General features: G+C 65.5%; 16 protein-coding genes. All 16 read left to right on the top strand.

What is annotated here, in order from left to right:
- Positions 1-3 precede the first annotated feature (3 nt).
- The 16 genes from tssC to AB6809_RS00265 all read left to right on the top strand — a co-directional run bounded on the left by tssC (position 4) and on the right by AB6809_RS00265 (position 23,070).
- Positions 4-1,497, top strand: a complete 1,494-nt coding sequence (tssC, locus tag AB6809_RS00340) for a type VI secretion system contractile sheath large subunit (protein WP_029970267.1) — start codon at positions 4-6, stop codon at positions 1,495-1,497.
- Positions 1,498-1,607: 110 nt separating this feature from the next.
- Positions 1,608-2,111, top strand: coding sequence for a type VI secretion system tube protein Hcp (locus AB6809_RS00335; protein ID WP_006049774.1), 504 nt, complete (start codon positions 1,608-1,610; stop codon positions 2,109-2,111).
- A gap of 54 nt (positions 2,112-2,165) precedes the next feature.
- Complete coding sequence (gene tssE, locus AB6809_RS00330) at positions 2,166-2,669, top strand: type VI secretion system baseplate subunit TssE (RefSeq protein ID WP_029970268.1); 504 nt, start codon at positions 2,166-2,168, stop codon at positions 2,667-2,669.
- A gap of 5 nt (positions 2,670-2,674) precedes the next feature.
- Positions 2,675-4,600 carry a type VI secretion system baseplate subunit TssF gene (gene tssF, locus AB6809_RS00325; protein ID WP_029970269.1) on the top strand — a complete coding sequence of 642 codons (1,926 nt, stop codon included), beginning with the start codon at positions 2,675-2,677 and terminating at the stop codon, positions 4,598-4,600.
- The gene (gene tssG, locus AB6809_RS00320; protein ID WP_029970270.1) at positions 4,564-5,595 is read left to right on the top strand and encodes a type VI secretion system baseplate subunit TssG; all 1,032 of its coding nucleotides are present in this window, start codon (positions 4,564-4,566) and stop codon (positions 5,593-5,595) included. The genes tssF and tssG overlap by 37 nt, the downstream gene beginning before the upstream one ends.
- A gap of 91 nt (positions 5,596-5,686) precedes the next feature.
- Complete coding sequence (gene tssH / locus AB6809_RS00315; protein WP_029970271.1) at positions 5,687-8,473, top strand: type VI secretion system ATPase TssH; 2,787 nt, start codon at positions 5,687-5,689, stop codon at positions 8,471-8,473.
- Positions 8,474-8,476: 3 nt separating this feature from the next.
- Entirely contained in the window at positions 8,477-9,487 is a 1,011-nt protein-coding gene (locus AB6809_RS00310; protein WP_029970272.1) for a TcdA/TcdB catalytic glycosyltransferase domain-containing protein, read from the top strand.
- Between the two features lie 166 nt (positions 9,488-9,653).
- Positions 9,654-10,334 (top strand): hypothetical protein, encoded by a 681-nt coding sequence (locus AB6809_RS00305; RefSeq protein ID WP_006049768.1) that lies wholly within the window; start codon positions 9,654-9,656, stop codon positions 10,332-10,334.
- 81 nt (positions 10,335-10,415) lie between these two features.
- Entirely contained in the window at positions 10,416-12,305 is a 1,890-nt protein-coding gene (gene tssI, locus AB6809_RS00300; RefSeq protein ID WP_029970273.1) for a type VI secretion system tip protein TssI/VgrG, read from the top strand.
- Positions 12,306-12,373: 68 nt separating this feature from the next.
- Positions 12,374-12,850: a hypothetical protein gene (locus AB6809_RS00295; RefSeq protein ID WP_006049766.1), complete on the top strand. Its 477-nt coding sequence runs from the start codon at positions 12,374-12,376 to the stop codon at positions 12,848-12,850.
- The gene (gene tagH / locus AB6809_RS00290) at positions 12,847-14,538 is read left to right on the top strand and encodes a type VI secretion system-associated FHA domain protein TagH (RefSeq protein WP_371025926.1); all 1,692 of its coding nucleotides are present in this window, start codon (positions 12,847-12,849) and stop codon (positions 14,536-14,538) included. Before AB6809_RS00295 ends, tagH begins: the two co-directional genes overlap by 4 nt.
- 74 nt (positions 14,539-14,612) lie before the next feature.
- Complete coding sequence (tssK, locus tag AB6809_RS00285) at positions 14,613-15,953, top strand: type VI secretion system baseplate subunit TssK (RefSeq protein WP_029970276.1); 1,341 nt, start codon at positions 14,613-14,615, stop codon at positions 15,951-15,953.
- Positions 15,950-17,290 carry a type IVB secretion system protein IcmH/DotU gene (gene icmH / locus AB6809_RS00280; RefSeq protein WP_371025925.1) on the top strand — a complete coding sequence of 447 codons (1,341 nt, stop codon included), beginning with the start codon at positions 15,950-15,952 and terminating at the stop codon, positions 17,288-17,290. The genes tssK and icmH overlap by 4 nt, the downstream gene beginning before the upstream one ends.
- 4 nt (positions 17,291-17,294) lie before the next feature.
- On the top strand, positions 17,295-20,870 hold the full coding sequence (gene tssM, locus AB6809_RS00275; protein ID WP_371025924.1) for a type VI secretion system membrane subunit TssM: 3,576 nt from the start codon (positions 17,295-17,297) through the stop codon (positions 20,868-20,870).
- A complete protein-coding gene (gene tagF, locus AB6809_RS00270) occupies positions 20,867-22,357 on the top strand; it encodes a type VI secretion system-associated protein TagF (protein ID WP_307259751.1) in 1,491 nt (496 codons plus the stop codon). The genes tssM and tagF overlap by 4 nt, the downstream gene beginning before the upstream one ends.
- Positions 22,354-23,070 carry a PP2C family serine/threonine-protein phosphatase gene (locus AB6809_RS00265; protein WP_029970280.1) on the top strand — a complete coding sequence of 239 codons (717 nt, stop codon included), beginning with the start codon at positions 22,354-22,356 and terminating at the stop codon, positions 23,068-23,070. Before tagF ends, AB6809_RS00265 begins: the two co-directional genes overlap by 4 nt.
- Positions 23,071-23,072: the final 2 nt, after the last annotated feature.

The raw sequence follows: 23,072 nt of genomic DNA, 5'->3' as shown, positions 1-23,072 counted from the left end.
ATCATGGAAAGTCAGAAGCAGTTGGACACAGCCGCGCAAGGCACCCTGAGCGAAACCAGCGACTTCGCCGCGCTGCTCAACAAGGAGTTTCGCCCGAAGAACGAACGCGCGAGAGAGGAAGTCGAGGCGGCGGTGCGCACGCTCGCCGAGCAGGTGCTGCAGGATTCGAACATCGTCTCCGATGACGTCACGCAAACCATCAATGCGTATGTCGCGGAGATCGACCGCAAGCTCAGCGAGCAGTTGAACCGCATCATGCATCACGAGGAATTCCAGAGGCTGGAAGGCGCGTGGCGTGGCCTGCATCATCTGGTCACGAACTCGGAGACCGATCCGATGCTCAAGATCCGCGTGCTGAACGTGTCGAAGAAGGAACTGGGCAAGAACCTCAAGCGCTTCAAAGGCGTTGCATGGGATCAGAGCCCGGTGTTCAAGCGCGTTTACGAAGAAGAGTATGGTCAGCTTGGCGGCGAACCGTACGGCTGCCTGATCGGTGATTACTACTTCGATCACAGTCCGCAGGATATCGAACTGTTGCGCGGCATCTCACAGGTGGCCGCCGCGGCCCACGCACCGTTTATCTCCGCCGCCGATTCCACCTTGCTCGGCATGGAGAACTGGAGTGAGCTCGCCAACCCGCGCGATCTGTCGATGATCTTCACGACGCCGGACTACGCGGGCTGGCGCTCGCTGCGCGAAATGGACGACGCGCGCTACCTGGCGCTGACGATGCCCCGCACGCTTGCGCGGCTGCCTTACGGCGCAAAGACCGACCCTGTCGACGAGTTCGATTTCGAAGAAGACACGGAAGGCGCCGATTCGTCGAAATACACATGGCAGAACGCGGCCTATTCGATGGCGGTGAATATCAACCGCTCATTCAAGCTATATGGCTGGTGCACGCGCATTCGTGGCGTGGAGTCGGGCGGTGCAGTCGAGAATCTGCCGGTTCACACTTTCCCGAGCGACGACGGCGGCGTGGATATGAAGTGCCCGACTGAAATTGCGATCACCGACAGGCGCTCGGCCGAACTCGACAAGATGGGGCTGATGCCGCTCGTGCATCGCAAGAACTCGGATGTCGCCGCGTTCATCGGCGCACAGTCGGTGGCGAAGCCGGAAGAGTACGACGATCCGTCGGCGACCGCGAATTCCAATCTCTCGGCGCGGCTGCCGTACATGTTCGCGTGCTGCCGCTTTGCGCACTACCTGAAGTGCATCGTGCGCGACAAGATCGGTTCGTTCAGCACGCGTGAGCAGATGGAGAGCTGGTTGTCGAACTGGGTGATGAATTACGTCGACGGCGACCCGGTGAATTCGAGCGAAGAAACCAAAGCACGCAAGCCGCTCGCCGCCGCGCAGGTCGTGGTGGAGGAAGTGGAGGGCAATCCCGGCTACTACACGTCGAAGTTCTTCCTCAAGCCGCATTACCAGTTGGAAGGCCTGACCGTGTCGCTGCGGCTCGTGTCCCGCCTGCCGTCCGCGCTCGCGGCGTAGGCGTCCCGCACCACGTCACCATGCAGAAAACCTGTCCGCGGCGCAAACGCCACGGGCTCCACGTTCGCCGCACCGGCGAGCACACTCATTAGCAACGGGAAGAGGTCAATATGGCATTCGATATGCACCTGAAATTCGGCGCTGGTTCGGTCACGATCCAGGGCGCGTCCAACCATTCGAAGCACAAGAACGAAGTGCCGATCATCGCGTGGTCCTGGGGCGTCAGCAACACCGGCAACCTTCACACAGGCGCAGGCTACGCGTCCGGCGGCAAGGCGAACATTCAGGACATCACCATCACCAAATACGTCGACAGCTGTTCGAACGCGATTCTCAACGCCTGCTGCACGGGCGCGCGCCTCGACACGGCCTATCTGTACGTGACCAATGCGACCGGTCAGCAAACGGACTTCCTGACAATTGAATTGAGCGAAGGCGTGCTGATTACGTCGGTGGCGACCGGCGGCAGCGGCGGCGATGAGCGTCTGACCGAAAACATCACGCTGCACTTCGGCAAGTTCAAGTATTCGTTCCAGCCCCAGGACGACGAAGGCAAGGCGAGCGGCGGCACGAAGGACTTCACGTTCGACATCCAGCAGGTCGCCAAACAGTAAGCGAGCCGAGGTGCGGGACGACAAGGTGATTCTTACGATCAGGATACCGAACGGATGGCGGAGCTAACCCCTCAGGAGCGCTTGCAGCCCTCGTTGCTCGACCGGCTCACCGACATGGCGCCGGACGAGCCCGACGAGAGCCGCGAGCAGCGCGTGATCACGGCGGCGCGCCTGCGCGAGTATGTGACGCGTGACATTGCCGCGCTGCTGAACTGCACGCGGCAGTGGGACAGCGACGGTCTTCCGGGACTCGATCACGTCGCTAACTCCGTGCTGAACTTCGGTATTCCGGATCTGGCGGGCGCACCGTTGTCCGGCATCGACGCAGGCATGTTGCAGGAGCGTATCCGCACAGCGCTGATCGACTTCGAGCCGCGCCTGATTGCGGACACGGTGCAAGTGGCCGTGAATATCGACGACGCGGTAATGAACGCACGCTCGCTGAGTTTTCGGATCGAGTCGCAGATGTGGGCGCAACCCATGCCGCTTGCGCTCTATCTGCATACCGACGTCGATCTCGAGACCGGTGAATTCCGGGTCTCGCAACATTTCGGTTGACTATCATGGACCCACGTCTTCTCGGCTACTACAACCGCGAACTGCAGCATGTTCGCGAGATGGGCGCGGAATTCGCGAGCGCCTATCCGAAGATCGCGGGGCGCCTCGGCATGGAAGGCTTCGAATGCGCCGATCCCTACGTGGAGCGGCTGCTGGAAGGCTTCGCGTTTCTCGCCGCACGCGTGCAATTGAAGCTCGACGCGCAATACCCGGTGTTCACCCAGCATCTGCTGGAAATGATTTATCCGCACTATCTGCTGCCGATTCCGTCGATGGCGGTGGTGCAGATGCATCCGGACGCGACGCAAGATCTGCCCGCTGGCGGCCACACGGTCGCGCGCCACACGGTGATGCGCAGCCTGAAGGGTTTCGGCGACCGTACCGCGTGTGAGTACCGGAGCGCGCACGAGGTCACGCTGTGGCCGCTCGAACTCGCCGAGGCGCGCTATTTCGACACGCCGGCCGCGCTTGCCGCCGCCGGTCTCGTGCCGCCGCCAGGGCGCGAGGTCCGGGCGGGGTTGCGGCTGCGCTTCTCCACCCTCTCCGGGGTGCAGGCGAACATGCTGGCGCTCGACAGCCTTCCGATCCACTTGGCGGGAGCGGACGAACTGCCCAACGTCGTGTACGAGCAGATGCTCGCAAACGGTGCGGGCTACACGATCAGGGCGCGAGGCGCGCAGGAAGGCCAATTCGTCAGCGAGCATCACGACGCGGCGGCGCTGCGCGCAATCGGCTTCGGCGAACACGAGGCGATGCTGCCGTACGGCGACCGTTCGTTTAGCGGCTACAGACTGCTACAGGAATATTTCGCGTGCCCGGAGCGCTTTCGCTTCGTCGAATTCACAGGACTGCGCTCCGTGCTCGCACGGGCTCAGGGCAATGAGTTCGAGATCGTGGTGTGGCTCGACCGCGGTGCTGCCAGGCTGCATAACGCGCTCGACGCCGGCAACTTCAGGCTGTTCTGCACGCCCGCGGTCAACCTGTTCGAGCAGCGGGCCGACCGGATTCATCTTCAGCAAGGCAAGACCGAGTATCACGTGATCGGCGATCGCACCCGTCCGATGGATTTCGAGGTGCATAGTGTGCTCGACGTGCAAGGCTACGGCGACAGTCAGGAACCGCAGCAAAGCTTTTTGCCGTTCTATGGCGGCACGTCGCGCACCTGGCATCACGCGCAGTCGGCGTTCTATACGTTGCGCCGCGAGCCGCGTCTTCTTTCGGGCCGGCAATTGCAGAACGGCGCGCGCTCCAGCTATGTGGGCAGCGAGACGTTCATTGCGCTCGTCGACGCAAACGACGCGCCGTACCCGACCACGCTGCGTCAACTCGGCTTGCGGGTGTTATGCACCAATCGCGATCTGCCGTTGCATATGCCGGTCGGCAAGTCGTACACCGATTTCACGCTGGACACCGACGCGCCGGTCGCATCGATTCGCTGCATCGCCGGTCCGACCCGGCCGCGCGCGCCGACCGCTACCGGCGAGACCGCGTGGCGGCTCATCAGTCATCTGCAATTGAATTACCTGTCGCTGTTCAACGCGAGCCGCGACGACAATGGCAGCAAGGATGGCAACGACGAAGGCGAGCAGAACGCCGCCGCATTGCGCGAGATGCTCGGCCTCTATCGCGACGAGTTCGACGCGGCGGCGCGGCGGAGAATCGAGGGCATCAAGCAGGTCGCCGCGAGAGCCGCCACGCGCCGCGTGCCGGTGCCCGGACCGATCACCTACGGGCGCGGGCTCGAAATCACACTGACGTGCAGCGACGCGGCCTTCGAGGGCAGCAGCGCGTTTTTGCTCGCGTCGGTTCTTCAGCATTTTTTCGCGCGCTACGTCTCGCTGAATTCGTTCACGGAGACCGTCTTGCGCACCTTCGAACGTAACGAGGTAGCCCGATGGCCCGCCACACCCGGCAAGCGTCCAATCCTCTAGCGCCCGATCCTCTGGCACTGGAAGCCGCGCTCAGCGAGCGGCCGTTCGACTTCGAATTTTTCGAGGCAATGCGCCGGCTCGAATGCGCGTATCCGGACCGTCCGCGGCTCGGACATTCGACGAAGCCGGCCGACGATCCCGTGCGGCTTGCGCATGCGGCGACGCTCGAGTTTGCGCCGCGCGGCATCGAGCGCTTCGAGCGCGGAGCGGCGGGTTCGCCTGGCAAGCTATACGGGCTGTTTCTCGGCCTGTTCGGACCGAACGGTCCGTTGCCATTGCATCTGACCGAGCATGCAGTCGAGCGTCAGCGCAACGCGAAGGACACGTCCCTGGTGGCGTTCGCCGACATCTTTCATCACCGGATGCTGAGCCTTTTTTACCGCGCGTGGGCTGACGCACAGCCCACGGTTCAACTCGATCGCCCCGACGAAGACCGCTTTCGCACGTATGTCGGCGCGTTGATTGGAATGGCCGCGCCGCAACTGGAAGGACGCGATGCGCTGCCGGATCGGTACAAGCGCTTCTTCGCCGGCCGGCTGGTGCCGCAGGCGCGCAATGCCGAGGGGCTCAGGGGCTTTCTCGCGCATTACTTCGGCGTGCCGGTGGCGGTGCTCGAGTTCATGACCGGCTGGATGCAGTTGCCGCGCGATGCGCATCTGAGAATGGGCATTGCGGTGGCGTCATTGGGCCGCGACGCGACGCTCGGTGCGCACGTGCGCGGCGCGCAGCAGCGCTTTCGCTTGCGGATCGGGCCGTTGCCGCTTGGCGAGTTCAAACGTTTTTTGCCGGGCGGCGATGCGCTCGCCGAACTGGTCGCCGCGGTCAAGCTCTACGTGGGCGGAGAAAAACGCTGGGACGTGCAGATCGTGCTCATGAAAGAAGAAGTGCCGGCGACGCATCTCGGCCAGATGGGTCGCATGGGCTTCAGTACATGGATGGGTCACTACACGAAGCCCGTCGATGCCGACGACGTCGTGCTGACGCCAGTCGACTGAGGCCATGCGAATGCATTGCACCGACGCGCTCGCGTCCTGACTTTCAACCGGCGGCATCACGCCGATCACCCCATTTCAAAGGATCGCCATCATGGCCGAGATCAGTCGCGGCGCGCTGTTCGGCAAGCTAAATTCGCTTGCCTACCGGAGCATCGAAAGCGCTACCGTGTTTTGCAAACTGCGCGGCAACCCGTACGTCGAAATCGCGCATTGGGTGCATCAGATCCTGCAATTGCAGGACTCCGATCTGCACCGGATCGTCAGGCGCTTCGGCGTCAACCCGTCGAGTCTCGCTCGCGATCTCACCGCAGCGCTCGAGCGTCTGCCGCGCGGCAATACGACGATCAGCGATCTGTCGGCCGACGTCGAGGAAATGGTCGAGCGCGCCTGGGTCTTCGCCACGCTGATGTTCGGCGAGGCCCAGGTTCGCACGGGGTATCTGCTCGTCGGCGCGCTGCGCACGCGCCATCTGCGTAACGCGCTGCTCGCGTTGTCGGCTGAGTTTGCGAAAGTGAAGGCGGAGGCGCTTGCGGACGCGTTCGGTGAGATCGTCGCGGGATCGCCCGAAGACCGCCTGGAGGCGACCGACGGCTTCCGTCTGGGCGCGGCGCCCGCGCCTGGCGAAAGCAGTGGCTCCATTGCGCCGGCGCAGATGGGAAGACAGCAGGCGTTGCAGCAATTCACGGTCGATCTGACGGCGCAGGCGCGCAAAGGTGCGCTCGATCCTATCGTTGGCCGCGACGGCGAGATTCGCCAGGTCGTCGACATACTCATGCGCCGCCGGCAGAACAATCCGATGCTGGTCGGCGAGGCGGGCGTCGGCAAGACCGCCGTCGTCGAGGGCTTTGCGCTGCGGATCGCGCGCGGCGATGTGCCTCCGGCGCTGAAGGACGTGGTGGTGCGCACGCTGGATGTCGGTCTGTTGCAGGCCGGCGCCAGCATGAAGGGCGAATTCGAGAACCGGCTGCGCCAGGTGATCGACGAAGTGCAGGCGTCGCCCAGGCCGGTGATTCTCTTTATCGACGAGGCCCACACACTGGTTGGCGCGGGCGGCGCGGCCGGCACCGGAGACGCCGCAAACCTGCTCAAGCCGGCGCTCGCGCGAGGCACGCTGCGCACGATCGGCGCGACGACGTGGGCCGAGTATCGCAAGCACATCGAAAAGGACCCGGCATTGACGCGGCGGTTCCAGACTGTGCCCGTCGACGAGCCGGATGAAGAAAAGGCCATTCTGATGATGCGCGGTGTCGCGAGCGTGATGGAGCAGCATCACCGCGTGCAGATTCTCGACGAGGCGCTCGAAGCGGCCGTCAGGCTGTCGCATCGTTATATCCCTGCGCGCCAGTTGCCGGACAAGTCGGTGAGCCTTCTCGACACCGCTTGCGCACGGGTGGCGATCAGCCAGCATGCGACGCCCGCTGAAATCGACGACATGTCGAAGCGGATCGAGGCGCTGGAGACCGAACGGAACATCATCGAGCGCGAAAAGAGCGTGGGCATCGACGTGACGGCCCGCGAAGCGCGCGTCGCTGTTTCGCTCGACACGGCACGCGCGCGCCGCTCGCAACGCGAGTCGGAGTGGGCGAGAGAGAAATCGCTGGTCGAGCGGATTCTGACGCTGCGTGCGCAACTGCGCGGCGATAGCGCGGTGGTCGATGGGACAAGTGACGACGTCGCGCAGCCGGCAGAGGCCGAGCCGGATCGGATAACGCAAACGGGCGCGGCCTCTGCGCCCGACCCTTCCGCGCGCGCGGACATGCTTGGGCGTCTCAAGCGCCTGCAGGCCGAACTCGCCGAACTCCAGGGCGAGGCTCCGTTGATCCTGCCGAGCGTCGACTACCAGGCGGTCGCGTCGGTCGTCTCCGGTTGGACGGGCATTCCCGTAGGGCGGATGGTGCGCAGCGAACTGAAGACCGTGATGAATCTGGCGACTGTGCTGGGCGAGCGCGTGATCGGCCAGGACCATGCGATGGAAGCGATCGCGAAGCGGATTCAAACCTCGCGCGCCGGCCTCGACAATCCCGATCGTCCGGTTGGCGTGTTCATGCTCGCGGGCACCTCGGGCGTCGGCAAGACCGAGACCGCGCTGGCACTGGCCGAGGCGCTGTACGGCGGCGAGCAGAACCTCATCACGATCAACATGAGCGAGTTCCAGGAGGCGCATACGGTATCCACGCTCAAGGGTGCGCCGCCGGGCTATGTCGGCTATGGCGAGGGCGGCGTGCTGACAGAAGCGGTGCGTCGCAAGCCGTATTCGGTCGTGCTGCTCGACGAGATCGAGAAGGCGCATCCCGACGTGCACGAAGTGTTCTTTCAGGTTTTCGACAAGGGCGTGATGGAAGACGGCGAGGGCCGCTCGATCAACTTCCGCAACACGCTGATTCTGCTGACGACGAACATCGGCACCGAACTGATAGCGCAACTCTGCAGCCGCCCGGCCGCCATGCCGGATGCCGACGGGCTCGCGAAGGCGCTGCGCGAGCCGTTACTGGACGTGTTTCCCCCCGCGCTGCTCGGCCGGCTCGTGGCGATTCCGTACTTCCCGCTCAGCGCGGACATGCTGGCGCGAATCGTCACGCTGCAGATGAACCGCATCAAGCGGCGCGTGGAGGAGCGCTACCGCGTGCCGTTCGACTATGACGACGCGGTCGTTCGCCTGATCGTCGGACGCTGTACCGAGAGCGAATCCGGCGGCCGGATGATCGACGCAATTCTCACCAACACGATGCTGCCCGCAATCAGCCGCGAGTTCCTTGCGCGCTTGATCGACGGCGGCGAGGTGCGGCAGGTTCGCGTGAGCGTGGAGCAGGGCGATTTTGCGTATTCGTTCGACTCCGCTGCGTGCCTCGATCAACCTGGTCTCTATGAGGAGGTTTGAAAGTTGAGAGCCATTCCAAAGGTCATTCATATCATCTGGATCGGCGGCGATATCCCGCAACGGAATCGCGATTGCATCGTCACGTTTCCGAGGATGAATCCCGACTGGGAAGTCAATCTCTGGATCGACGCCAACCAGTTGCTGACCGGCGAACGCCGCCGGCAGATCAGCGACCAGAACGGAGCGCAAGGCCTTGGCCGCGTTTCCGCGGCGCAATGGCAGGAAGTCGCACAGGTGCTGGGAAAAAAAGGAGGCGATGCAGCCACGATCCGCTATCTGGAAGAGTATCTGAATCAGCGCGGCGAGACCCTCCGAGGCATGCGCGCGACGCAGGTCAGCTCGATCATCAACTTTTGCGAGGAGAACGGGATCAAGCTTCGCGAAGTGCAGCGCGACCTGAAAATGGGCAAGAACGCAGCGATTTATCGCAGGGAACTCGTCAATCGCGGCGCCAACTTCGGTTCGGCCAGCGACATTCTGCGCATCGAGATTCTTCTTCAGTACGGCGGCATTTATGCGGATACGGACGTCAGTTGCGTGAGTCCGCTCGGCGACATCGTCTGCCATCAGTCTTATCCGCGGTTTTCCGCCGTGAATCCCGCGTGGCACAACGGCGTAAGCGAAAACGACTGGACCAGCGCGGACTGGTGGCAAGCGAATATTCGCGGAGATCAACCGCCTCCCATCAGCAACTCGATCATTGCAAGCCACGCCGGCAGCAATGGCCTGAAGTCGTATAAAGCGCTGATACACAGCAGGTTTCGTTCGCTGAAAACCAACGACGAGCTGCGCACCGAGTACATGGAGGACGTGCGCCGCAGCACGATCAGGATGACCGGCCCCACGGCCGCAGCCGAGAGTTCGGGCTTCACGAAACTGCGCGACCGGATGTTTGAGGACCAGGCCCGCTCGCAGCTTCCAGAGCAGAGTCTGGAGAACAAGATCTTCATGCGCGACAACTGGTATTTCCCCATGTACAAGGTCAGAGACAGCTACTTCCACGACTGGCTTTGACGCTCGAGTTGCAGGCCGCCGCAGGTCGCCTCACGTCGCACTCGGATACAACCAGCGTCCCCCGCCGCGCGCGCCGATTTTTTTACTTCACGAGGAAGGAATAGATCGCGAGACCCGGCTGTTGTGTTCTTCGAGAGACGAACCAACCGCGTCGGGAGATAAGGCGATGCCAGCAGCAAAGAGCAACGATGGATTCGCGGAACTGTCGACACTGAGCGACAAGAATGTCGTGCAGTTCGTGACGAGGCTGATCCAGAACTTCGAGCACGGATCGAATCCCCGCTTCACATACAGGAACGTGCTGGCCGACGACGCGAAAGACAACAAGTCGAAGTCCGTGAACCTGATTTCGAACGCCGTCGTGATTCCGTGGACAGTGAGCGAAGAAGACGGTGCGCAGGACGTTCTGTTTCTGTCCGCGCATGTCAACGCCACGCTGAAAATCGGTCAGCTGAAAAAGACCTCGCCGCTCAAGATCAATGTCAGCAAGTTTCATCTGACGGTGCGGCGCAAGCGTGTGCAGGACACCATCGAGGACAGCGGCGTGACGGTCGATGTCGGACCCGAGTCGATCCACATCGGCGGTGCGAGTGACGGCGGCTGGGACAAGCGTAGCGACAACCTGGAAACGCTGCGCAAAAAGCTGATAGAAGATTCGGCGCTGCCCGCAAAAGAAACCTTGATCACAAAGGAAGCACTCAAAGAGATGCTTGACGGCTGGGTCTCGGTGTCGCGTTTCAAAAGCGAGATTCGCGAGAACTTCAGAACGTCGCTCGAAACACAGGTCGAGAAAAACGTGAAGTCCGCGGCGAACCTGCCGAGGTTCAGCGTGGACGTCGTCCTCTAGCACGCATGGACGCACGCACCATCGCACAGCTTCGCGCGCCGCACTGACCGGCTCAGCACACAACCCGCTTTCGTCAATCACATGGCTCACGCAATCACGCTCGCCTCGAACCTCGGCACCAGTCTGCTGTTCTCGAACATGACCGCGACAGAATCGCTCGGCCGTCTGTTTTCATACCGGATCGAGGCGATCAGCAAGAACCCGCAGGTCGATCTGCGCGCACTGCTCGGCACGCCGATGACCGTCAAGCTCGTCACCCCGCAGGGCTATACGCGGTACTTCAACGGCATGGTCAACGAGTGCGAGCAGGGCGGCTTCGTGAACATCGACAACGTGCGTTACGCCGTCTACACCTTCGGAGTCGTGCCGAAGGCGTGGTTGGCGACGCGCCGGCGCGACTGTCGTATCTATCGAAGCATGAGCGTGCCGCAGATCGTCAAATCGGTGCTCGCCGATGCCGGCTACGCGGACGTAAAACTGAGCTTGAGCGGCACTTACGCGCCGCGCGATTACTGCGTGCAATACCGCGAGAGCAGCTTCGATTTCATCAGCCGCCTGATGGAGCAGGAGGGCATCTACTACTTCTTCACGCATGCGGACGGTGTCCACACGATGGTGCTGGCCGACGCGCTCGGCGCGCATTCACCTGTACCCGGTTTCGAGCAGATTCCGTATGCGCCGCCGACCGCGCGCGGCAAACGCATGAAGGCGTCGATCAGCGACTGGACCACTGCGCGGGCGATGAATGCAACGCGTGTGCAACTGGACGACTACGACTATCTGAAACCGAAAGCGTCGCTGCTTGCCACCGAGGATGTCACCGATAAGGACGATGCCCACAGCGTGAGCGGTCTCGACATCTACGACTACGCGTACGACTACGTCGGCCACGACCAGCGTCTGCAGGACGGTCAGCGCTACGCGCAGGTGCGCGCCGATGCGCTCAACGTGCCGATGCTGACGAGCGCCGGGCACACCGACGCATGCGGCGTCACCACGGGTGCGTTATTCAGGCTGAAGGACTTTCCGCTTGCGGACGCCAACCAGGAATATCTCGTGATCGAAACCGAGATGCGGCTCGTCGAGCCGGACTACGTGACGGGCGGCGGCGCGGACGAAGGCGAGGAACCGTTTCGCTGCGCGTTCAGGGCGATTCGCAGCCGTCAGCCGTTTCGCACGATGCCGCTCACGCCGCGCCCTGTGATTGCCGGCCTGCAGACCGCGGTGGTCGAAGGCAACACGCCGGAGGACATCGCAGTCGACAAGTACGGCCGTGTGCAGGTCACGTTCTTCTGGAACCGCCCGGCCAAACCAAACGCGCAGAGTTCCTGCCCGGTGCGCGTCGCGCAGATGTGGGCGGGCAAGCGCTGGGGCGCGCAGTTTATTCCGCGCGTCGGACAGGAGGTGGTGGTCAGCTTTCTCGACGGCAATCCGGACCGGCCGCTGATTATCGGCAGCGTCTATAACGCGGACAACATGCCGCCGTACAGCCTGCCCGAAAACCGCACGCAGAGCGGCGTCAAAAGCCGCAGCCACACCGGCTCCACCGAGGACTACAACGAAATCCGCTTCGAGGACAAAAAGGGCAGCGAAGAGGTGCTGATCCATGCGCAGAAGAATTTGCGCGAGGAATCGGAGCATGACCACGACGTGCAGGTGGCGCGCAATTACACGCTGACGGCCGGCAAGCAGATCAGGCTGGTGACCGGACTCGCGAGCATCACGTTGAACAGCACGGGTGAGATCGCGATCGAGGGCACCAACGTTACGGTGAATGGCGAACTGAACGTGGCGATGACGTCGGGGCTCGCGATGGAACTCAATTCCAAGGCGAATCTGAACATCAGTTCGATTGCCGCGATGGAGATTCTCTCCGAGGCCGACTGCCTCGTGCAGTCCACCAACCTGCAACTGATCGGCACGGCCACCGCGATACTCGGCGGCGCGGCGCCGATGATCCTGCCGCTATGACTACGCTCTTCGACGCTGCCCGGCAGATGCGGCTATCCGCGCCGGCGAACGCCCGCCTGGAACCAGGGATGACGCCGCGCGCCGCCGTACAGACGCTGCTCGACGACGGACTGGCCGCCGACGCGCTGAGCCTGCTCGCGCGCCTCTTGCCGCGTCGCTACACGGTCGCGTGGGTATGTCAGTGCGCGAGCCGCCAGCCCCTCGGCGCGCACGACCGCGAAGGTGTCGCGCTTGCCGAAGCGTGGGTGCGCGATCCGGGCGAAGCGCAGCGCGCCGCCGCGGCGTCGTTTGCCAACGAGCACCGCTACCGGACGATCGGCGCATGGGCCTGTGCCTCCGCCGGCTGGACAGGCGGCAACCTGAATCCACGATACGGGCAGCCGACGCCGCCGCCCGAGCACCTGAGCGCGATTGCCGCCACGGCGGCCGTCAGCTACATGGCCGCGCTGGTCCCGGCGCAGATCGACGCGCGCCGCACCGCGTTCGTGCGCGACGCGCTGAGCCTGCTCGGCATCCCTAACGATATGGACGGAGCGACGCAATGAGCACCGCTCACAATCTGATTCTTTCGGTGCAGGGCGAACGTGCCGAGCGTCTCGGCGGCCGGCGCGAGCACGTGTTCGACTGTCGCGACGGCAGCATCGGGCGCTCGGAAGACTGCGACTGGGTGCTCGGCACCGAGGGTGTGTCGCGGCTGCACGCTCTAGTGCGCTATCTGAACGGCCTGTATTTCGTCGAGGACCGCAGCACCAACGGCATGCTGCTCAATGGCGCCGCGCTGCAAAGGGGCGATCCGGCGGCGCTGAAAAACGGCGACCGGCTGCAGATCGATACATTCGAAATCACGGTGCGTCTTTCCGGCGCGACGGCCGGGCAGGACGATACCTCGCGCGACGTTTCGCGCAACGTTTCAACGGATGCTCGCAAAGCGGCGGCGCCCGCGCCGTTGCCGCCAGCGTCGGCACCGCCGTTGCCGGCCTCTCACGTGGGAGCGGGTCGCGCGCAGAACGCCGAGCCGCTCGATCTGGGTCTGGTGCTGCCGTCCGCGCGTGCCGGCGCATCTGGCGGCGCAGGGTTTGCGGAAGGGCTGATTCCCGGTGCAGCCGATGCCGCAGCGGCGGGCGCGAGTCTCGATCCGCTCGCGCTATTCGACGCGCCGCCTTCTTATTCCGACGAGGCTGCGCCCGCAGGTCCGCCTGCGCCGGACTGGAACCACATGCCGGCGGTCGCGGACCGCTTCCGCCCGCCGCAAGTCGAACTGCCGCGAACAAGCGGCCCGCTGCTGCCGGACGACTGGGACGCAACTGGGAGCCGCGTCGAACCGCGTTCCGGGCCGCAACGGAAGCCGGTCGATGTCGAGCCCGTCGCCGGGACGTCGGCGGATGTAGCGCAGGCGACGGACTCACGGCGGTCGGCGGATTGGCAGCATGCGTCGCCGGCTATCGTCGATTCTCCCGCTTCGGCTCCGGCTCCGGCTCCGGCTCCGGCTCCGGCTCCGGCCGCCGCGCCGGTCTCATCGATTCCGACGGGCGCAGCGGTTCCGTCAGTCGATCCGGCGGCAGCGGCTCCGCTTACGGATTCGTCACCCACGCCGGCAACGTCGCCATCGACATCAGCATCAGCCACGCCACCGACGCCACCCACGACCCCCGACCCAACCCCCGCCACAACCAGCGCGTCCCCGCCAGCATCCGCCGATGCCGATGCCGAGGCGCAAGCGCAACAATTGACCGACATGCTCCACATCGCGGTCGACGCGATGATGGACGTGCTGCGCGCCCGCGCCGAGTTGAAGAACCGCTTCCGGCTGCCTGCAACGCTGATCCAGCGTTCGGAGAACAATCCGCTCAAGTTCGCGCCGACCGCGCAGGAAGCGGTCAGGCGGCTGTTCGCGCCGCCGGACGGCGGCTTCCTGTCCGGCAACGCGGCGCTCAACGATGCCGCCGCCGACATCCGCAATCACCAGATGGCCATGCTTGCCGGCGTGCGTTCGGCATTCCAGTCGATGCTGGCCCAGTTCGATCCCGCGCGCATCGAGGAGTCCGGAGGCCGCGCGCGACGCTTGCCGCTCGGCGGCCGGCCGCGCCACTGGGAGCGCTACAAGGAGCAGTTCGACGCGCTAACCCGAGACCCCGACGAATGCTTTCGGCGCCTGTTCGGCGACGAATTCGCGCGGGCCTACGAGCAACAGCTCGCGCACCTCAAAGCCCGCGCGGCCGACGACCCGCAATAGTGACCCCAGCCGCCGCGTCAGCGCACCGCCCGCAGCCGGGCGGCGCACACAGAACTCTTGATCGAACCGACGACATGACCCACCGCAACAAAGTCATATGGAGCGAAGGCCTGTTTCTGAGGCCGCAGCACATGCAGCAGCAGGAACGCTACTTCGAGCGCTACGTGGAACTGCGCGCGGGCGGGCTGCGCCCGCATGCGTGGGGCTTCCAGGAACTCGAACTCGAACCCGATCTGCTCGCGATAGGCAAGCTCGGCATCAAGCGCGCGCGGGGCGTGTTTCCCGACGGCACGCCCTTTTCGATGCCGGGCGACGATCCACTGCCGGCGCCGCTCGACATCGATTCGAACTGGCGCGATCAGGTCGTTCATCTGAGCTTGCCGCTGCGCTCGTCCACGCGGGCAGACAGCGGATGGACCGGCGCGGGCGCCGCCGACCAGCTATTGCGCTATCGGGTTCGCGAGACGGAAGTGCACGACGCGTCCGGCAGCATGGAAGGGCTTACCGTGCTGGAAGTCGCGGGCATGAGCACGCGGCTCATGCCGGAGTCGCAGCCCGCCGAGGGACTGATGCAGATTCCGCTCGCCCGCGTGATCGAGTGCCGGGCCGACCGGCGCGTGACGCTCGACGACGGCTTCATGCCGAGCGCGTTGCAGACTCAGGCCGCCGAGCGTCTGGTGACGTTTCTGTCGGAACTGCTCGGCCTGCTTCACCAGCGCGGCGAAGCGCTCGCGAGCCGCGTCACGCAAACGGATCGGGGCGGCGCTGCGGAGATCGCCGACTTCCTGATGCTGCAGGTCATCAACCGTTACCAGCCGCTCGTTGCGCATCTGGCCGAAGCGCCGCTGCTGCATCCCGAAGCGCTGTACCGGCTGCTGCTCGAACTGGCCGGCGAACTGGCCACCTTCACCGCGCCGGCCAAGCGCGCGCAGAGCTTTCCGGCGTACCGGCACGAACTGCTGCGGGAGAGCTTCGAGCCGGTGATCGCCGCATTGCGGATCGCGCTGAGCGCCGTGCTCGAACAGAGCGCGGTGCCGATCCCGCTGCAGCAACGCAAGTACGGCGTGTGGGTCGGCGTCGTGCCGGATTCGACGCTCCTCGACACGGCAACCTTCGTGCTCGCCGCGCGAGCCGATATGAAAGCCGAGGACATGCGCCGGCAGTTGCCCACGCAATCGAAAATCGGCCCCGTGGAGAAAATCCGCGACCTCGTGAATCTGCAACTGCCGGGCATCGGCGTGTCGTCGATGGCGGTCGCGCCGCGCCAGTTGCCTTATACGTCCGGCTTCGTGTATTTCGAGTGCGACCGCGGTTCGGCGATGTGGCGAATGTTGAAGACATCCGGTGGCATCGCGATGCATTTCGGCAGCGGCTTTGCCGGCCTTGATCTTCAACTGTGGGCGGTTCGCGCATGAACACCGCCAATCGCAACGATCCGCCGGCCGGGCGCTTCGACGCCACCGTGATCCGTCCGCAGCCGCAAGCCGGCGCCGACGACGCAACCCGCATCATGCCGCGGCATGCGCCTTCGCGCGGCCACGAGCAGGCCGCTTCTGCCGCGCCGCGTATCGAACTGCGCGAATTGATGAGCGGCGTCGTCAATCCGCTCGTGCGCGCCGCCAATCCGCTGCTGCTCCTCAGCGTGCAGTTGCGGCACAGCGTGGCGGCGCCCGCCGATGTCGCGCGGCTGCGCGAACAGGCCGTCGCGCACGTGCACAGCTTCGAGCGTCACGCGCAGGATGCCGGTGTCAACACGCAAACCGTGATGGCCGCGCGCTACGTGCTGTGCACCATGCTCGACGAAGCCGTGAACACCGCGCCGTGGGGCGACCTGAGCGGATGGGCGCAAAAGACGCTGCTCGTGACGTTTCACGGCGAGACCTACGGCGGCGCCAAGTTCTTCCAGATTCTCGACCGGCTGAGCGTGGACTTCTCGCGTCATCTGGATCTGATCGAGATGATGTACATCTGCCTCGCGCTCGGTTTCGGCGGACGCTATCTGGTGGAGCCGGGCGGCCTCGGGCGTCTGGCCGACATTCAGGACGATCTGTATCGCCGGATTCGCGGCTTGCGCGAAGCGCCCGCTGCCGAACTGGCGCCGCACTGGCGCGGCGTGGATGACCGCCGCAATCCGGTCATGCGTCATGTGCCGCTGTGGATCGCCGCTGCCGCGTCGGCGGTCATTGTGATCGGTGCGTTCCTGTACTTCTTCACGCGGCTGAATGCGCTCGCCGAACCCGTCGGCGCGCAGCTTGCCGCGATCGGCACAGGCAGCGCGCCGCCGCCCGCCGGGGCCGCTGCGCCCAGGCCCGCTCGCCCCAGCCTGAAGGCGCTGCTTGCGCCGCTCGAGCAATCGGGCGCGCTCGCCGTGGACGAGCAGGCCGACGGCCGCGACACGATACGCCTTGCGGCAGGCGCGCTGTTTCCTTCGGGCGGAGCGGATCTTTTACCCGACGAGATTCCGCTGCTGCGCCGCGTGGCCTCGGCGCTGAACCAGGTGCGCGGGCGCGTGATCGTGGTGGGCCATACCGACGATCAACCGGTGCACTCGCTCCGATTCAAGGACAACTTCGCGCTGTCGACGGCGCGCGCGCAGAACACGCTGGCGGTCCTCGCACAAGGACTCGACGATCCGCGCCGGCTGGAGGCAAACGGCGCCGGTTCGTCGCAGCCGATCGCGACGCCGGCCGATCTGCCGGCGAACCGGGCGCGCAACCGTCGCGTGGAAATTCTGTTTATCCCGGAGAACTGAACCCATGAACACGCTGAAAACCTGGGTCAAGTCCCGGTGGTTCACGCACGCGCTCGGCCTGCTGCTGATCGCGGCACTGATCTGGCTCGGCGGCCCTTACGTGGGCATTGGCGAGCGCGAACCGCTCGCGAGCGCGGCGGCGCGGGTCGCATTGATTCTCGCCGTGGTGCTCGCATGGGTGATCGCCTTGCAGGTCCTGCAATGGAGAGCGCAGCGCAAGACTGCACGGCTTTCCGGCGACCTCGCGGGCCAGGAAACGCAGCTCGCCGCCGCGGAGCCCGGCAGCGAGGAGCGCGCGCAACTGCTGCAGCGCTTTCGCGAAGCAATCCACACGCTGCGCAAGACACGCCGCAACGGCAACAACCTGTACGCGCTGCCGTGGTATGTCGTGATCGGGCCGCCCGGCTCGGGCAAGAGCACGCTGCTGCAAAACTCCGGTCTCGACTTTCCGTTGTCCGAGCGCTTCGGCAAGGACGCGTTGCGCGGTATCGGCGGTACACGCAACTGCGACTGGTGGTTCACCGACGAGGCCGTGTTTCTCGACACCGCGGGCCGCTACACGACGCAGGATTCCGACGCGCAAGCCGATGCAAGCGCATGGCAGTCGTTTCTCGCGCTGCTGCGCCGCTATCGCAGGCGCCGGCCGCTGAACGGCGTCATCGTGACGATGAGCGTGTCCGATCTGCTCGGCTTCGATGACGCCGCGCGCGAACAGCATGCGCGCGCCGTGCGCCGTCGTCTGGACGAACTCGCGCAGCATCTGAAAGTCGCCGTGCCCGTGTATCTCGTGTTCACCAAATGCGACCTGGTAGCGGGCTTCGGCGAGTTCTTCGACGACCTGGGCGCTCAGTTGCGCAGCCAGGTGTGGGGCGTCACCTTCCCGCTGGGCGTGAGCCTCGACGGCAGTGCGTCCAGCCGTTTCGCCGATGAATATGATCTGCTGCTCAACCGCCTCAACACGCGCCTGATCGAGCGCCTGCACGGCGAGCGCGACCGCGGCCGGCGTGCGTCGGTGCTGAGCTTTCCGCAGCAACTGGGTGCGTTTCGCGAGATCGCCCGGCAGTTCGTCGAGGCCGCGTTCGGGCGTCACGAGTACGGCACGCCACCGATGCTGCGTGGCGCTTACCTGAGTTCGGGCACCCAGGAGGGCGCGCCGATCGACCGGATACTGGGAGCGGTCGCGCGCACCTTCGGCGTCGACGCCGCGCGAGTGCAGGCCGGCGCCGGGCAGCGGCACACCTACTTCGTCGAGCGCCTGCTGAAGGATGTGCTGTTTCGCGAGTCCGGTCTCGCGGGCACGAATCCGCGCTTCGAGCGGCAAAAGCTCTTCATGCAGGCCGCCGCCTATGCGGGCCTCGCCGTCGTGACCCTCGTGCTGGTCGCGGGATTCGCGACCAGCTATGCGCGCAACCGCGCGTTCGTCGCGGAAGTTCAGGGCGCGCTGAAGGACTTGCCCGATGCCGCTACGCTTGCCGGCGCGCCTGACCTCAAGTCGTATTTCGCGCGGGCGCTCGCGCGGCTCGAGGTGATCTCCGCGACGCAGGACGCCGCGGGTCAGTACCGCGCGCACGTGCCGTGGTCGATGCGCTTCGGCCTGTATCAGGGCAACGCGCTCTTCGCGCAGGCGCACAGCGCATATCTGCGCGAGCTCGACGGCACCTTGCTGCCGGGCGTCGACCTGCGGTTTCGCGAAGGTCTCGTCGAGAACGCCAGCAATCCGCAAGCGCTCTACGACGATCTGAAGGGCTACCTGATGCTCGGCGAGCCGCAGCATCTCGACGCGGACGAACTGGCCGCGCTTGCGCGCGTCGAGTGGCAGCGGCTGTTCCCGCAGGACCCGGCGATTCGCACTGCGCTCGACAAGCACTTCTCCGCCCGGCTCGGCGACGCGCAGAAGCCGCGCGCACTGCCGCTCGACAACGCACTGATCGCTCAGGCGCGCTCGACGCTGAAGACAGCGGACGTCGCCACGCTGATCTACGGCAGCGTGCAACTGGACGCGGGCCGCTCCGGTGCGTCGCCGCTGCGGCTCGACCAGTCGCTCGGGTTGCTGGGCAACGTGTTCCGCCGCAAGAGCGGTGCGCCGCTGTCCGAGCCTTTGCCGGTTCTTTTCACGCGGCCGTATTTCCAGTCCGAGGTGAGCGGCGGGCTAGACCAGTCCGTCGATCGTTTCGTGAAGGACTACTGGGTGTTCGACAGCGGGCGCGTCGATCCGCTAGCCCGCTCGCGCTACGAACAACAGGTGCTGACGCTCTATGAGCAGGACTACATCCGGAACTGGGATGCCTTGCTCGCCGATCTGCAATTGCAGCCGGTCACGAGCATTCAGGACGCGAGCGCGATGGCCGCGAAACTGTCCGGACCGAGTTCGCCGCTAAAAGCGCTGCTCAACCTGGTTCGCGACAATACGAGCGACATGTTGCGCGCGCCGGCAAGCGCCGCGGCGGCGGGCGCCGACTCGCTGGCCTCGCAGGCGCGGCTTGCGGGTGAAAACATCGCGGCGAAGCGCGCGCTGAACACGCGCCTCGCGGGCGAACTGCGCAACGCAGGCGCGCCGCTGCCCGTCGGCGTCACGCTCAAGGCGGGCGATGCGAACCCGGCCGGCTCGCGGCAGCCGGACGCGGCCATCGAAGAACATTTCGCGCAGATCGATCAACTGGGCACGGGCACGGGCGCGGGCACGAGCGGCGCGACGCCGCTCGACCATACGTTGGCCGTGCTCGATCAGCTTGGCAAAACCCTGCTGACTATGAACGACCTGGGCGACCCTGCCGCGCAGAACAGTCCGGCGCTGCTTGCCGCGCGCCAGGAAGCGGGGCAACTGCCGCCGCAGGTGGCCGGGCTGATTCAGGGGCTCACCGGCAAGAGCGCCGATCTGGTTGCGAGCGGCGGGAGCGCGGCCCTTGCCGATCAGTTTCGCGCGGCGGCGGGCAGCGACTGCGCAAACTTCGTCGATGGACGCTATCCGTTTGCGGCAAGCGGCGGCTCGGATATCCCGTTGCAGAATTTCGCCGATCTGTTTGGCAACGGCGGCAGATTCGACAGTTTTTTCAAATCGACGCTTGCGCAGAGAGTCGATACGGGCGGCCGTGCATGGCGCTGGAAACCGGGCTCGCCGCCGGGACCGCAATCTGTACTGGCCGGCGCGCAGGCCGCCGACGACATCCGTCAGATGTTCTTTCGCAGCGGCGCTCAGGTGCAGGTCGGCTTCACGCTGCTCGCGCCGCAGTTCGAGGCGCCCATCGCGCGGGCCGTGATCGAGATCGACGGGCAGAAGTACGACTATTCGGCTAGCGGGGCGTCGAGCGTCGCGATGGCGTGGCCGGGCCCGCAGTCGGGCCACGTGTCGGTCAGCGCTTTCGATGTGGCCGGCCGTCCGCTCGGCACGCCGCTGCGCTTCGACGGCGAATGGGCGTTCTTCCATGCGCTCGACGCCGCTCGCCTGCAAAAGCAGGGCGATCTTCGCTATCTGGCGACGTTCGATTTCGACGGCCATGCTCTGAAGCTGCCGATCCGGCCGGCGAGCCTGCGCAATCCGTTCGACAGCAATGAAGTGCGGCGCTTCAGGTGTCCGCGATGAGCGGCGCCGTCGGCTTCTACGGCAAGCTGCCCGGCGCAGGCGACTTTGTGCGGCGCCGGCTGCCGCCGGACTTCGTCGATGCATGGGATCGCCACTTCCAGCGCGCGGTCGAGATCGGGCGGCGCGAGACCGGCGAGCGATGGGCGTCCGCCTGGCAGCACGCCGCGGCATGGCGGTTCGTGCTTCCGTCACAGGTATGCGGCAACGGCTCGTGGTGCGGTCTCGCCGGTCCGGCCGTGGACCGTGTCGGCCGTGCATTCCCGACCGTGCTGGCGGCGCGCTGTTCCGGCGAAGTCGCGGAGCTGTTCGGCAATCCCGGCTGGTTCGACGCGCTCGAGCGGGTGTACCGCAGCGCTCAAGGCGAGGCAGTCAGCGTCGAGACCTTCGACGCGCGCGTCGTGACGCTGCCCCGGCCATTCAGCGACGCGCGCGACCTGGCGGCGCTTTGGCGCGAATTGCCGTGGGACAGCGGGCAATGGGAACTCGCGACATCGGATAGCGCGTGCGCGGGGCTGATTCTGAGCGAGGCATGGCGCCAGCTTTGCATGAAGCCGGGTCCGTGGTGCCTGTGGTGGACCGCGGGCGCGGCGCGATTGCTGGCGACGCGCGGGTTGCCGCGCAGTTATGCGGCGCTGCTTGCGCCTTCACGCCTGCCGGTTCAGGACGGACCGCATGGAGCGTATCGACAGTATCAACCGTACGAGCAACCCTTGCGCGCTGACGATACTTTTAGCTCATCGGATATCGATGCAAGCGACGCCGCGTCGGTAACGGCAGCCTCCGCCTCCGCAAGCGAGCCTTTGATCGCGACCTCGAGCAGTCCCGACCTCGTCCCTCGCACCGCCCCGATCGGCAGCACGACGATGTGGCTGGACAACGGCCGCACTTTGCTCGTGAGCGCCGACGACGGTCCGTCTGATCCGCGCCGCGTGGCCGCGCGCGGCATCCGCGAGACGGTGCTGCTGAACGCGCCCGACGCCCGGATGCTCAGGGCCGGGCTGATGTCGCTCCATGCGCGGCTGCGTGATTCAAACAGTGAAGCAAGCCGTGAAGCAAGCGGGGCGGCTGCCGAAAACGGCGCGGCTGTCCTCGTGTGTTTCGAGGGCGCGTCCGCCCGCGTGATGCGCGTCGGCGCCGCGGCGCTGTGGCACTGGCGCTCCGGCCAGTTGCTCGCGCCGTTCGTCGAGCGCGCAGCGGGCACGGGCGGCGAGTTGGACGATCTGCTGTTCGGCGACGCATGGCTCGACATGCCCGGCATCGGCGCCCACGGCGATCCGAACTGCGAGGAAGCGGCGCTTTCGCTCGAACGCGGCGACCGTCTGCTTCTGCTCGCCACACGCGAACTCACGCGGCTTTCGCGCGACTGTCTCGCCACGGCGCTGGCGCTGCCGACCTGCGACGACGCGCGCGCCTATCTGGCGAATGCGGCCGGGCTTCGTGCGCCGTCCGCAGAATGGCCGCTCGCGGTCGTGGAGATAGACGCATGAGGACGGTCTGCCGCTCAGCCGGCCACACGGAAACCGGTAACGTGCGCCGCCGTAACGAGGACGCGATCCTGGTGCGCGACGACCTCGGACTGTGGGTCGTCGCCGATGGACTCGGCGGCCACGCGGCCGGCGACTACGCCAGCACGCTGATCGTCGAGCGGCTGGGTGCGCTGACTCGCGACGCCGACGTGAACGACTTCATTGCGGCCATCGAAGACACGTTGCAGCAGGTCAACGCCGAGTTGCGCGCGGCAGCCGCGGCGCGGCAGGTCGACGTGATCGGCTCGACGCTCGCGCTGCTGGTCCACGCCCCGGCATTCGTGCTGTGCGGCTGGGTTGGCGACAGCCGCGTCTATGTGCACGAAAACGGCGCGCTGGTTCAGCTCACGCGCGATCACGTGCACGGTCAGCCAGCCGACATCACACAGTTCGGCACGCGCGCGCCGGCAGCGGGGGCGGGGGTGCTGACACGCGCAATCGGCGTCGAGGACACGCTGTTCGTCGACTGGGCGGTGGCGGGCAGCCGCCCAGGCATGCTGTTCCTGCTGTGCTCGGACGGGATCAACAAGGAACTGAGCGACGGCGAACTGGCCGACGCATGCCGCGATCCGCACACCCCGCAGCAACTGGTGGACCGCCTGTTCGCGCTGTCGCTTGCGCGCCGCGCGCGCGACAACCTTTCCGCCGTGATCGTACGGCTTGAAGCAGCCTGATA

The sequence above is a fragment of the Paraburkholderia sp. RCC_158 genome (assembly GCF_041355255.1).
Taxonomy (GTDB): Bacteria; Pseudomonadota; Gammaproteobacteria; order Burkholderiales; family Burkholderiaceae; genus Paraburkholderia; species Paraburkholderia graminis.
The sequence above is the reverse complement of the archived record's forward strand: the minus strand, read 5'-3'. Positions and strand labels throughout refer to the sequence as shown.